This window comes from Methylovirgula sp. (genome assembly GCF_037200945.1).
Lineage (GTDB): Bacteria > Pseudomonadota > Alphaproteobacteria > Rhizobiales > Beijerinckiaceae > Methylovirgula.
This window is the reverse complement of sequence record NZ_JBBCGP010000001.1, coordinates 3,575,405-3,588,035: the sequence shown is the minus strand read 5'-3', so window position 1 is coordinate 3,588,035 and position 12,631 is coordinate 3,575,405. Positions and strand designations below refer to the sequence as shown.

The following is a 12,631-nucleotide window of genomic DNA, read 5'->3' as shown; positions in this document are numbered from 1 at the left end:
GTCTCGCGGCGCGCCTTTGCGCGAAACACAGGGCTACCCGCTATGTCGGGCGGCTCACGAAATACAATACTCCTCACGGGGGAATACGTGGGGCGTGCGAGCCCTGTGTTCACGCGCAATCACCCGTCCCGGCGCCAGCCGGAGACGTAGGCGCTCAACACAGGGAGAGCGCAGATGCGTCCAACCATCATAGTTGTTGCCGTTCTGACCTTTTGTCAGGCGGCTGTTTCCGCACGGGCGAATGATTCGCGCTGCGCTGTACCGCCATACGGCATGACGGTTTCGAGCTTCAAAGCCTTCGCGCAAGCGTTTGGCGGCGTCGTTGTGCCAGCCAAAGTTCTACCCGCTCTCTGCAATGCCAAATACGGCGGCACAGATCGAACCGGCCTCTACAACCTCGGCTTCACGGATCAGGACATCGATTCGAAGAGCATGGGTGATCTCGCCCCGCAATTCATGACGGCCCTGTTTAATCTCGCCGATAAGACGCACCAATGACTATCTATGCGCTGTTTCTCTGCGTTCAGACGCTCGGGACTTGTCAGATGCAAGGCCAGGCACGCGTGACCTTCGCAGGTATTATGCCGGCCATGACGTTTAATAGCTTGATGGAATGCCAACGCTTCGCGAAGCGCATGACAGGCGTCGTTCTTATGCCGACAGATGGGCGATTTTTTATAGACCCCAATAATATGAACGTGTGGTACGAGTGCAGAAGCCGACACGTTGATACTTGGGAGCCTACGCAGTAAAATAAAAATCGGCCCGGATGGCCGTCCGAGCCGATCTAAATTTCCAAATGCGCTGCGCCGCGCGTGTTTCTCTATACACGCGCTGGAGGCGCTTGTCATTATGAACGACGCTAAAGACGATCATCCTTTAGGGGATGCCGAATTTCGAGCGTTATACGCAAAGATTCTAGATGAGCTCGTACAGCGGACGCAGATAATTTTTCAGCGCCATTCTTGCTCGCGGCCTCAAGGTCTGAGTGAAGTTCCTCGGCGGCTAATAGTGTCGAGTCGAGATGTTCCAAAATCTCATCCCGACTGAATAATTGTCTTGATATAAGCAGGCTTAGTAATTGTTGATGAAGTAATAAGGACGCTAAAGCGGCTCCCTCGAAAAGGCTCGGACTCGGTTTCATTTATCGCTTCCTAGTTTTGCTTGGCAGCTTCTAGGATAGCGAAGCTGGGGCCAGCCGTCTCGGCTGGCCCCTAACAGGCTGCTGAAAAACCCTCTTCCTTTGCGGGGCTGATCGTGATTCCATTTCGTTGGGAGACAGCAGCATGCGCGGCAGTGACGAAGGTTCGGGACAGCTTTTCAGTTATGTTGATCTGGAGGCGCGGGTGCGCCGTGATCATCCGTTGCGAGTGATCCGCGCGATCGCCAACGAGGCGCTCGGAGCCCTGGCGGCGGATTTCGCGGCGCTCTATTCGAAGGTCGGCCGTCCGTCGATCCCGCCGGAACGGCTGCTGCGGGCGATGCTGTTGCAGGCTTTCTATTCAGTTCGCTCGGAACGCCAGTTGATGGAGCGGCTCGATACTGACTTGCTGTTTCGTTGGTTTGTCGGGCTCACCATCGACGATCCGGTGTGGGATGCGACGGTGTTTTCCAAGAACCGCGATCGTCTGCTCGATGGGGCGATCGCCGCGAAGTTCCTCGCCGCCGTGCTGGCCCAGCCGCGCGTCAAAAGGCTGATCTCGTCGGATCATTTCTCCGTCGATGGCACGCTGATCGAGGCTTGGGCCTCGATGAAAAGCTTCAAGCCGAAGGACGATTCAGGGGATCAGCCGCCGTCAGGTCCTGGCCGCAACGCCGAGGCGGATTTCAAGGGTGAGAAGCGCTCGAACGAGACACATGCCTCGACCACTGACCCCGAGGCCCGACTTTATCGCAAGGGGCCGGGCATGGAAGCAAAACTCGCTTTCCTCGGCCACGCCTTGATGGAGAACCGTTGCGGCCTCATCGTCGATGCCTGTCTCACGCCCGCCAACGGCCATGGCGAACGCATCGCGGCGCTGGCCATGATCGAGCCGCGCGCCGATCGGCCAAAAGCCATCACGCTCGGCGCCGACAAGGGTTATGACGCGGCCGATTTCGTCAATGAACTGCGAACCATGAATGTGCGTCCGCACATCGCGCAAAATATCAGCGGCCGGCGTTCAACCATCGACCGGCGAACAACGCGCCATCAGGCCTATTCGGCGAGCCAGCGCATTCGTAAACGGATCGAGGAGGCCTTTGGTTGGATGAAGACCATCGCCGGGCAGCGCAAGACGAAGTTTCGCGGCGTCGATCGCGTGGGCTGGGCCTTCGCCTTCGCCTTCGCCGCCGCAGCCTACAACCTCGTCAGACTACCGAAATTGATTGAGGAGATGACACCATGATGCCACCTAAGGCGTCGCTCATCACAGCCACATCCGCCGACCGTCATCATCGACAAAGCCATTCTCGGAAAGTCAGCAGCAACTCTCTCCGCGCCTGAAGCACCGCAATTTTTCAGCAGCCTGCTAGAGAAGCGCTTAGCTCGAATTACAGGAGTTCATCTTGGCCCTTCCAAAGCTCATGCGCGAAATCGCCTTCGACGGAGCCGGCGGCCCGGATGTCATCCGCGTGCGGGAGGTGTCCGTGCCCGCGCCGGGGCCGGGGAAAGTCTTGATCGAGGTTGTGGCAGCAGGGGTCAACAAGCCGGATTGCTTCCAGCGTCAGGGCCATTATCCACCACCGCCCGGCGAGAGTGATGTGCCGGGGCTGGAAGTCGCAGGTCGCATCGTGGCGGTCGGCGAGGGGGTCGCGAAATCGCGCCTCGGCGAGAATGTTTGCGCGCTCGTCGGCTCAGGCGGCTATGCCGAATATGCCGTCGCCGACGGACGGCTTTGCCTGCCGGTGCCGCGAGGCCTGAATCTAACCGAAGCAGCAGCAATTCCTGAGACTTATTTCACCGTCTTCGACAACGTTTTTACACGCGGACGGCTGAAGCCGGGCGAAACCATTCTCGTTCACGGTGGCTCCGGCGGCATCGGCACGACGGCCATTCAGCTTGCCAAACTCTTCGGCTCGCACGTCATTGCGACGGCAGGCACGGTTGAAAAATGTGCCTTCTGTCGGACGCTTGGCGCCGACCATGCAATCGATTACAAGACGCATGATTTCGTTGCGGAGGTAAAGGCGTTGACCACCAAGCGTGGCGTCGATGTCATTCTGGATACGGTTGGCGGCGCGTATATTCAGAAAAACCTGTCGCTCCTTGGCCTCGAAGGGCGGCTGGTGCAAATCGCCTTTCTTCAGGGAAGCCGGGTCGAAAGTTTCGACTTCATGCCGCTGATGCTGAAGCGGCTGACCATCACCGGCTCGACGATGCGCGCCCGCAGCATCGAGCAGAAGGCCGAGGTCGCCCGCGCACTCCATGATAAAATCTGGCCATCGCTCGACCGTGGCAAGGCTTTGCCGGTCGTCCAGGCGACCTTTCCGCTGGAAGATGCGCGCGCCGCGCATGAGCTGATGGAAAGTTCGCGCCATCTGGGCAAGATCGTCCTGGAGACGGGGGAATAATCACCCGCGAGTCGCGAGAACGGATCGTCAGGCGGCGATTCCCTCATATCTGAACTCCGTCATCATGCCGGTCATCATGTGATAGAGGTTGTGGCAGTGGAATGCCCATCGCCCCGGATTGTCGGCGTCGAATGCGATCCGGACGTGGCCCATCGCTGGCACTAGAACGGTATCACGCACGGCGCCTCGAATTGTCTGTCCATCGATAGCGACCACATGGAACGCATGGCCGTGCAAATGCATCGGATGCGCCATCATCGTGCGGTTAACGAGATCGATCTCGACGCGCTGTCCCTTGCGCAGCATGAGCGGTGTAATCTTCGGCCAATATTCGTCGTTCAAGGCCCATGTATAGGGCCTCATGTCGCCGCCGAGATTGATCGTCTGGACCATATCCGCGGCGCGCGGCGGGAGCGGGGTCGCCGCATTCAAACGAGCTTCCAGCGAATTATCGACGGGCGGCGTGTCGTGGCCGTTTTCCGCGATCCGCAGAACAGGTGCGCCGGCCGTCGCGAGGACGAGTCCGGTCTGCTGACGGGTGCCTTCCAGCCGGGCGAGAATTGGAAACACCCCAACGCTCGGCAGATCGATCAGAATATCAAGCCGCTGCGCCAGCGCGATTGGAAAGCGGCTGCCCGCGATTGGAAGCACAGAATGGCCGTCTGTCGCGACAACGTGGCCGGTGAGCCCGCCAAGATCGATCCAGAACTGACTTGAGGACGCGCCGTTGATGACTCGCAGCCGGATGCGGCCGCTGCGTTCGACGCGAATGACTTCCGGATCGGCAAGGGTTCGATCGTTGGCGAGAAAGGCGTCGTAGCGGACGTCATTGAGATCCATCTGCATGTTACCCGATCCGTGCATGGCCATGCCCGGCATATTGGCCATCCCGGGCATGTCAGCCATTCCCGACATATGGGCCATGCCAGACATCGGCGATTTCGGCGTTTGGCTATGGGTCTCGTCATCCGGCGCACTTGTGAGTTCGGCGAGCACCTCTTCCGGTGTCCGGAAGGTGAAATCGTGCAACATGAGAACGACGTCCTGCCTGTCCTCGCGCAGCGCCGCGGCGTCGTGAACGATCAGCGGCGCGGTCATCAAATTTTGTTCCTGCATCTCGTGGTGCGAATGCATCCAGTACGTGCCGGGAATAGGCGCATAATCGTAAGCTTGCGCAGCGCCGCTTCCGATGGATGGGGTCTGCGGCCAGGGAAAGCCGTCTTGCTTCCAGGGCGGAAGCTGCCCATGCCAGTGAACGATCGTCGGTGTCCCGGCATCATTCACGAGTTGCACCTGAAATCGTTCACCGGGGGCCAGGCGAAGGCCCGGGCGTCCGTCGGGACCGATAAGCCCGAAGACTTTGGCGGCCCGGCCGTTCACCTCGATCACACGCGTTCCAGCGACAAGGCGCTTCGAATTAGCCGGCGTCACCGCTGCGGCAGGCAGGACGGGCAATAGGCTTGTCGCGAGAGCGACGCCCACAAAGTCGCGTCGGGAGAGGATCGTGCTCATGGCTATCCTGCCTTCATCATTGCGAGGCCACCTGCAATTGGCAGCTTAATATCTCGCGCCGAGAAACTTTATCAAAGCCGCATTGAATTCGTCGGCCTGTTCGAGATGCGGCACATGGCCGGAGCCCTGGATTTCCACGAGCTGCGCGTTGGGGATGTCTTTTGCCGCTTTGCGTCCGAGTTCTGGCCAATGGCCGAGAGTCGCGATCTCCTGCGGCTTGGCATAGCGGCGGAAGAAGACCGAGCGATCACCTTGGCCGATGACAAGCAGGACCGGCATTTTCAGAAGCGGATATTCCTGTCTTATCGGCTCGTTAAAGATCATCTGCGACGTGAGCGCCGATGCCTTTGCCCAGCGCGGATATTCGCCGCTGTGCAGAACGCGGGCGAACACATCGACGCTGTGCTCCGCCTCCGGAGGCCAGCCGACGAAGAAGGCATGCATGAAGGTACGATAGGACGCGGCCGTTTGCGCCATTTCGGCGTTGAACAGCGAGTCGAGTGTCGGCGGCTCAATGGCGCTGCGATAATCTTCAAGGCCGATCGGGTTTTCGAGCACGAGCCGCGTGGTGGTCTGCGGATAATCGCGGGCGAAATAGACCGCGAGCATGCCGCCGAACGAATGACCGACGATCGTGGCGTGGGCGATGCCGAGATGATCGAGCAGGGCCTTCGTGTTCGCGGCCAGTAGATCGAAATGATAATCGATATCCGGCTTCGAGGATTTGCCGAACCCGATCTGGTCCGGGACGATGACGCGATAGCCGTGATCGGTGAGCACGCGGATCGCTTGCGCCCAATATTCGCCGTCGAAATTCTTGCCGTGCAAGAGCACGAGCGATTGGCCATTCGGGTGCGCGGCTGACACGTCCATATAGGCCATACGCAGGCGTTGGCCCTCAATCGTTAGATCGAGAAAATGGACGGGGTAGGGATAGTCGATGTCTTCAAGGCCGATGCCGAGCGGCGTGATATCGTCAGCGCTGGAACGTGCCGGCGCAAAAAGCGCGAGCGCCGCGGCAAACACCAAAATCAGGCTGCGTCGCATCGCCGGGCCCTCCAGCCGCAAGTCGGCTCGGGAATAGGCTGCGCCCGGAAAATATCACGTCACATTCACGCGAGGTAGGCCCGGCGCGTCGCGCCGGACCGAAAAGTGCAAGCAATTTCGGACGGACCAGCGCGCTCAGGAACGCGCCGGTCCGTCATATTACTTGGCGACGCTATACGAGTGCGCGCCCACACCGGCGAGATGGCCGCCTTGGACGATCAGATATTCGTCGCGGATCGGTTTGCCGGCGAAGAAGTTCTCGAGGATTTCGCGCGTGCCGGCGGCATAGCGGGCCTGCGCTGAAAGCGTCGTGCCGGAGGTATGGGGGGTCATGCCTTCATGCGGCATGGTCCGCCACGGATGATCCTTCGGCGCCGGCTGCGGATACCAGACGTCGCCGGCATAACCTGCGAGCTGGCCACTTTCGAGCGCGCGCACGATGGCATCACGATCGGCGAGTTTGCCGCGGGCGGTGTTCACGAGGTAGGTGCCGCGCTTCATCAGCGCCAGCGTGCGATCATTGATCATATGCTCGGTTTCAGGATGCAGCGGTGTGTTCAGCGTGATGACATCGCAGACCTTGAACAGATCTTCGCGGTTTTCGTGGAATGTCAGGCCAAGCTCTTTTTCGACCTCGGCCGGCAGACGATGCCGGTCGGTGTAGTGCAGTTTGACGTCAAAGGGCTTCAGCCGGCGCAACACGGCGGTGCCGATGCGACCGGCCGCAACTGTGCCGACATTCAAGCCTTCGAGATCGTAGGCACGCTCGACGCAATCGGCGATGTTCCAGCCGCCTTTACGTACCCAATCATGCGACGGGATGTAGTTGCGCACGAGACCAAGGATCATCATCACCACATGCTCAGCGACGCTGATGCTGTTACAATAGGTGACTTCGGCGACAGTGATCTTGTGCTTGTTGGCGGCTTCGAGGTCGGTATGGTCCGAACCGATGCCGGCCGTGATGATGATCTTGAGGTTCTTCGCCTTGGCGATGCGCTCGGCCGTCATATAGGCCGGCCAGAAAGGCTGCGAGATCACGACATCTGCGTCGTGAAGCTCTTTGTCGAGCGTTGAATTCTCGCCTTCCTTGTCAGAGGTCACGATCAATTCGTGGCCGTTGTCCTTGGCCCATTTTTTCAGGCCGAGAGCGCCGGACACGCTGCCGAGCAATTCACCCGGTTTGAAGTCGATCGCTGAAGGCGTCGGTGTCGTCTGGCCATCGGGATAGGATTTGATGACCGGGATCGTGTCACGGGCGTAGGTCTTTGGGTAACCGTCAACCGGATCGTCATAGAGAACGCAAATAATCTTCGCCATGTTTCTCTCCCTGATTGATTAAGGAGCTATATCGTTTCAGATATAGCTCGGGGAAACTGGCGCCATTTGCGGCGAATTGCCAATTGATTGTTGGGTACGTCTATAGCTAATTTCTATTGAACGGCGCCAGCAAACCGCGGAACGATTTGCGTCTAAACGCGCCGTCGCAAGGGCGCGTTCCCGTAATCATCTCGTCAAATGCAGCCCGAAGTTTCGGACTCAGGAATGACAGTCGCAAGACGATCCGGAAAACTCCTCTGGCCCCCCAAAGCAAATAAGAACTGGCCGTTCGCAGGGGCCAGGCATCGTGGTCGTTTAGCAGGGGGCCACCAATCATCGATGATGTCGAAACGCGAGCCGTTCCTCTCTCGAATACTGACGTTTCCGATCAAGTCGCTCGATCCCGTCGAGCTCCGGCAAGCGCGTATTTTGTCGAGTGGCGCGCTGGAACATGACCGGACCTGGGCGCTGTTCGAGGCGAACGGCAAATTCGTCAACGGCAAGCGACATGCGGCGGTCCAACGTCTGCGCTCCGACATCGATATGGAGACGCGAGCCGTCACGCTCGATCATGAGAACGAGCGCGGCCTGGGCAGCGAGCGGTTTTCTATCGGCGATGTCGATAAACTCGAAGACTGGCTGCATGCTTATTTCGGTTTCCCGGTCGTGTTCCGGAAGAATTGCGAAATCGGCTTCCCGGATGATACGGAGTCGCCCGGACCGACGATCATCAGCGTGGCGACATTGGCGGAAATCGGCCGCTGGTTCGGCTTGAAGATTGACGACGTGCGGCGGCGCTTCCGAACCAATATTGAAATCGATGGCGTGCCGCCGTTCTGGGAGGACCGACTCTTCGGCGCGCCGGGGACGACGGTCAAATTTTGCATTGGCGATGTGATTTTTGAGGGTATCAACCCTTGTCAGCGTTGCGTCGTGCCGCCCCGCGATCCCTTGACCGGCGAATCCGACGACACATTCGTGCGCCGCTTCACGGAATTGCGCGCCCGCACTTTGCCCGCGTGGTCAACGCGCGAAAGATTCAACCATTTCTACCGCGTCGCGATCAATACGCGAACCCATGGCGATCAGGGTGGCAAGATCTTGCACGTCGGCGATCGGGTCGAAATCCTCGACATGCCGGCCGATAGCGCAGGCGAGCGAATTCCCGCCATCTCGGATTTTTGGGCCGGCGACCTCATCGTCGACGCGGTGCGCAACGAAACCACGACGGTCAAAACCTTCCGGCTGCGGCATCCGAGCGAAGCAGCGATTCCGTTTCGCTTTCTACCAAGTCAGTTCCTGACGATCACGCTCGACCAGGGCGCGGATGTTTTGCAGCGCTGCTATACGATTGCGTCGTCTCCGTCTGACACTGGCTTCTGTGAGATCACTGTAAAACGGGAAGGCGCCGCGTCGAGCCAATTGCATGATCTTCTGGCCGCCGGTTCACGCCTTTCGGTTGCCGGTCCTTTGGGACGTTTCACCTTCGACCACGAAAAGGCTGACGAGGTCGTTTTGATCGCGGGCGGTGTCGGCATCACGCCGCTCATGTCGAAAATACGCTATCTCGTAAGCCAGAACTGGAAGGGTCGCATCGATCTCATCTATTCGGTGAAAACGCCTGACGACATCATCTTCCGCGACGAACTTGAAACGCTCCAGCGTACTTTTCCCGCGCTGGGAGTACATGTGACGGTGACGGTGCCCGACAAGAATTGGCGCGGCGCGCGGGGGCGGCTCTCAGAAAAGTTCATTCGCGATATCGTCCCGGATATCGCACGGCGCACGGTGCATATCTGCGGTCCGGCGGCGATGGCCACCTCGGTCCAGCAGATGTTGCATCATCTTGGCGTCGACACATCGCGGATAGAGGTCGAAGCGTTCGGCGGCAGACCAGCTTCGCCAGGCCAAGATGCCATCGACTGCGAAATCAGGTTTGCCCGGTCGGAGACGGCGATCGTGATATCGTCGCGCGCGACGCTGCTGGATGCGGCGCTTGCGGCCGGCGTTTCGCTCGATTATGGCTGCCGCGCCGGTGTTTGCGGGCGCTGCAAGGTTAAGGTCATCGATGGTGAGGTCACGACCGACTGCGATTTCGTGCTCACGCCAGTGCAGAAAATGGCCGGTTTGGTGCTAAGCTGTCAGAGCCATCCAGCCGGCACCGTCTCCCTGGACGCTTGACTTGGCGGCGGCTTCTTCTTACACGGTCCCCAGCAGGCGCTCTTCGGGGCGCCTTCTTTCATGGCGATTTTCGCCATGCGCACCCGTGGCGCTCTTTGAGCTTAGCTCTGAAAGAGGGCCTGTCGGCGAGGTTTCCTTGCAGAGCAAGGTTTCCCCGCAGAGGAGGGCGCGGACCTCCGCCAGCATGTCTTTGTAAAGGCAAGCTTATTTCATTGGCGGGGACGCGATGTGGCGAGACGCTCTGGCGTCGGCGCGCGCGTTCTCGCTTGCAATTTCGAGGACGCGATGACCAAACGCGCAGAAGCCAAGTATAAAATTGACCGCCGCATGGGGCAAAACATTTGGGGTCGCCCCAAGAGCCCCGTCAATCGCCGCGAATACGGCCCCGGCCAGCACGGCCAGCGCCGCAAGGGCAAGCTCTCCGACTTCGGCACGCAGCTTAAGGCCAAGCAAAAGCTGAAGGGCTATTACGGCAATATTTCCGAGCGGCAATTCCGCAAATATTATGCCGAAGCGATCCGCATGAAGGGCGATTCGGGTGACAATATGATCGGCCTGTTGGAGCGCCGTCTCGACGCGGTGATCTACCGCGCGAAGTTCGTGCCGACCGTGTTCGCCGCGCGCCAGTTCGTCAATCACGGCCACATCAAGGTGAACGGCAAGCGCGTTAACATCGCGTCGTATCAGGTGAAGATCGGCGATGTCATCGAGCTGAAGGAAACCTCGCGCCAGCTCACGCTGGTGCTCGAAGCGATCAGCCTCGCCGAACGCGACGTGCCGGATTATTTCGAGGTCGACCACGGCAAATTCAACGCCAAGATGACGCGCATTCCGCTGCCGCGCGAAGTGCCCTATCCGGTGGTGATGGAACCGAACCTCGTCATCGAATTCTATTCGCGCTAAGCAACTGCATATGCGCAAACGAAAGGCCGCCTCTGGGCGGCCTTTTTTTGTTCGGCTGGCGACCTATGCAGGCGAACGAAAATCGGCACAGCGCAGGGCGATACATCCGAGAGCTTTCGCGACGACTGCTATTTGCCAGCCTTGATTGGCAGCGCGACGGCTTGGCGCCGCTAAAACCACGCAGGGGCAGAAAGGGGAGCGGCTCGTTAACCAGACCGCCAGTGTAATTTTCCGTCTTATTAACTGATCGTCTGTAGGTTGCGCCTATGAGCTGGCAGCCCGAGACGACAATGGAAAATCTCCACGGCGGCAGCGTCGTCTATAGCATTGTAATCCCAATCTACAATGAAGAAGCAGTCATCCCATTGCTCTTGCACAGGTTGGATGCGCTTCTAGACCGGCTCGACGGCGCTTCGGAAGTCATCATTGTCGATGATGGCAGCAAAGACACTGGCCCGATTGTACTTGCCAACAAAAGCAAAAATGATCCTCGTTATCGCTTCGTCCGTTTATCACGCAATTTCGGACATCAGATCGCGATCACAGCTGGATTGGACGTGGCATGCGGTCAAGCAGTGATTGTCATGGACGGTGATCTCCAGGATCCCCCGGAAGTCATTGACACAATGATCGCACGCTGGCGAGAAGGTTACGAGATCGTTTATGCCAAACGCCGCCGCCGAGATGGTGAGACCGCGTTTAAACGCTGGACAGCGAAGCTCTTCTACAGCCTCATGGACCGGCTCTGTTCCGTCGATATTCCCCCTGAGGTGGGAGACTTCCGGCTTGTTGACCGAACCGTCCTCGATGCCTTTCGTGCAATGCGAGAGCAGGATCGTTTCGTCCGTGGCATGTTCGCATGGCTCGGTTTTCGGCAAGCCATTGTCGAATTTGAGCGACCGCCACGCGCGGCCGGCGCCACAAAATATCCGATCTGGAAAATGGTTCGTCTTGCCGTCGCCGGCGTCGTCGGATTTTCCGATGTGCCCTTGTTACTCGCGATTTGGGCTGGAGGCATCGTGTCCTTCGCCGGACTCGCTTATGGATTGTATGTTGTCGCGGTCACAATGGCCGGAGCGCAGCTCGCTCCAGGCTGGGCATCGACTATTGTCATCGTAACCCTGCTTTGCGGCATGAACATGCTGCTGACCGGAATCGTCGGCCTTTATATCGCGCGAATTTATTCGGAAGTTAAAGCTCGGCCGCTTTATGTCGTCGCGGAGACTTTTGGGTTCAATTCTTCAGATAAGCCTGTACAACACCTGGATGAATTCGGCTCTACGTCCATAGGACGCTCGCGATCCCCATCATCCGAGTTCCCCCCAAACCGGAAAAGTATGCACGGCACGGTTCCGCTTCCATCTGCCGCCCGCGCACGGAACGGCTCTATCGAAGAGGATAATGCGCCTTCCGTCGAATTGCGGAGGCCCGCGTGACCAGCACTTTCGACAACCATGCCGCCCGCTATTCCGACGAGGTACAGTCGTCGATCAGTTTTTCTGGACTACGACACGATTTCTTCCTTCAGGCTAAAGTTGATGTCCTTGCTCGCACGCTGCGCCGTAATTTTGGCGCAGCGCCACCCGGGACCGCGCTCGATATAGGTTGCGGAGTGGGCCTACTTCATCCTTACATCGAGCCGTTATTCGGAAAACTTACTGGCGCTGACATCTCTGCTGCCAGCATAGAACAGGCCCAGCGCTTAAGCCCGAGCGTTGCATACTCGATGATGGGCGAGTCATTGCCCTATGATGATGGCGCCTTCGACGTGACGTTGACCGTGTGCGTTCTCCATCATGTACCACCAGAACGTTGGGATTCGTTTACGCGTGAAATGCGTCGTGTCACGCGTCCCGGAGGCTTGGTTTGCGTGATTGAACATAATCCTTTCAATCCGCTGACTCAGCTTGCGATCAGCCGATGCAGCTTCGACGCCGACGCGGTCTTATTGCGCGCTTCGAAAACTCGCGAACTGCTGCGAAAGGCCGGTGCAAAAAAAATAACAACGGAATTTTTCCTCACTCTCCCAGCGCGCGGCGGCTTCTTCGGGCGGCTCGGAAGGCTTGCCGGACGACTGCCGATCGGTGCGCAATATCTAACCGCTGCGCGGGCGTGA

The 12,631-nt window shown here is 58.7% G+C and carries 10 protein-coding genes; 7 read left to right on the top strand and 3 right to left on the bottom strand.

Annotated features, from left to right (window positions below; translation table 11 throughout):
* Nucleotides 1-174 precede the first annotated feature (174 nt).
* From WDN02_RS17510 to WDN02_RS17500, 3 genes are all read left to right on the top strand, one after another.
* Nucleotides 175-498: a hypothetical protein gene (locus WDN02_RS17510; protein WP_337294701.1), complete on the top strand. Its 324-nt coding sequence runs from the start codon at nt 175-177 to the stop codon at nt 496-498.
* A 788-nt stretch (nt 499-1,286) separates the two neighbouring features.
* On the top strand, nt 1,287-2,387 hold the full coding sequence (locus tag WDN02_RS17505; protein WP_337291696.1) for an IS5 family transposase: 1,101 nt from the start codon (nt 1,287-1,289) through the stop codon (nt 2,385-2,387).
* Between the two features lie 157 nt (nt 2,388-2,544).
* Nucleotides 2,545-3,552: an NAD(P)H-quinone oxidoreductase gene (locus tag WDN02_RS17500; protein ID WP_337294980.1), complete on the top strand. Its 1,008-nt coding sequence runs from the start codon at nt 2,545-2,547 to the stop codon at nt 3,550-3,552.
* 27 nt (nt 3,553-3,579) lie between these two features.
* Here the strand turns inward: WDN02_RS17500 and WDN02_RS17495 are convergent, their stop codons facing one another.
* The 3 genes from WDN02_RS17495 to WDN02_RS17485 all read right to left on the bottom strand — a co-directional run bounded on the left by WDN02_RS17495 (nt 3,580) and on the right by WDN02_RS17485 (nt 7,431).
* Nucleotides 3,580-5,064 carry a multicopper oxidase family protein gene (locus tag WDN02_RS17495; protein WP_337294700.1) on the bottom strand — a complete coding sequence of 495 codons (1,485 nt, stop codon included), beginning with the start codon at nt 5,062-5,064 and terminating at the stop codon, nt 3,580-3,582.
* 45 nt (nt 5,065-5,109) lie between these two features.
* Entirely contained in the window at nt 5,110-6,111 is a 1,002-nt protein-coding gene (locus tag WDN02_RS17490) for an alpha/beta hydrolase (RefSeq protein WP_337294699.1), read from the bottom strand.
* A gap of 159 nt (nt 6,112-6,270) precedes the next feature.
* Complete coding sequence (locus tag WDN02_RS17485) at nt 6,271-7,431, bottom strand: NAD-dependent formate dehydrogenase (RefSeq protein ID WP_337294698.1); 1,161 nt, start codon at nt 7,429-7,431, stop codon at nt 6,271-6,273.
* 339 nt (nt 7,432-7,770) lie between these two features.
* Here WDN02_RS17485 and WDN02_RS17480 point away from each other — a divergent pair, with 339 nt between their 5' ends.
* From WDN02_RS17480 to WDN02_RS17465, 4 genes are all read left to right on the top strand, one after another.
* Complete coding sequence (locus WDN02_RS17480; RefSeq protein ID WP_337294697.1) at nt 7,771-9,612, top strand: 2Fe-2S iron-sulfur cluster-binding protein; 1,842 nt, start codon at nt 7,771-7,773, stop codon at nt 9,610-9,612.
* Nucleotides 9,613-9,897: 285 nt separating this feature from the next.
* Nucleotides 9,898-10,515, top strand: a complete 618-nt coding sequence (gene rpsD, locus WDN02_RS17475; protein ID WP_337294696.1) for a 30S ribosomal protein S4 — start codon at nt 9,898-9,900, stop codon at nt 10,513-10,515.
* Nucleotides 10,516-10,805: 290 nt separating this feature from the next.
* The gene (locus WDN02_RS17470) at nt 10,806-11,951 is read left to right on the top strand and encodes a glycosyltransferase family 2 protein (RefSeq protein WP_337294695.1); all 1,146 of its coding nucleotides are present in this window, start codon (nt 10,806-10,808) and stop codon (nt 11,949-11,951) included.
* Complete coding sequence (locus tag WDN02_RS17465) at nt 11,948-12,631, top strand: methyltransferase domain-containing protein (RefSeq protein ID WP_337294694.1); 684 nt, start codon at nt 11,948-11,950, stop codon at nt 12,629-12,631. Before WDN02_RS17470 ends, WDN02_RS17465 begins: the two co-directional genes overlap by 4 nt.

Bases quoted from the DNA above. Each gene is read 5' to 3' on its own strand.
- WDN02_RS17510 (WP_337294701.1), top strand. From the start codon at position 175: ATGCGTCCAACCATCATAGTTGTTGCCGTTCTGACCTTTTGTCAGGCG.
- WDN02_RS17505 (WP_337291696.1), top strand. From the start codon at position 1,287: ATGCGCGGCAGTGACGAAGGTTCGGGACAGCTTTTCAGTTATGTTGAT.
- WDN02_RS17495 (WP_337294700.1), bottom strand. From the start codon at position 5,064: ATGAGCACGATCCTCTCCCGACGCGACTTTGTGGGCGTCGCTCTCGCG.
- WDN02_RS17490 (WP_337294699.1), bottom strand. From the start codon at position 6,111: ATGCGACGCAGCCTGATTTTGGTGTTTGCCGCGGCGCTCGCGCTTTTT.
- WDN02_RS17485 (WP_337294698.1), bottom strand. From the start codon at position 7,431: ATGGCGAAGATTATTTGCGTTCTCTATGACGATCCGGTTGACGGTTAC.
- WDN02_RS17480 (WP_337294697.1), top strand. From the start codon at position 7,771: ATGATGTCGAAACGCGAGCCGTTCCTCTCTCGAATACTGACGTTTCCG.
- rpsD (WP_337294696.1), top strand. From the start codon at position 9,898: ATGACCAAACGCGCAGAAGCCAAGTATAAAATTGACCGCCGCATGGGG.
- WDN02_RS17470 (WP_337294695.1), top strand. From the start codon at position 10,806: ATGGAAAATCTCCACGGCGGCAGCGTCGTCTATAGCATTGTAATCCCA.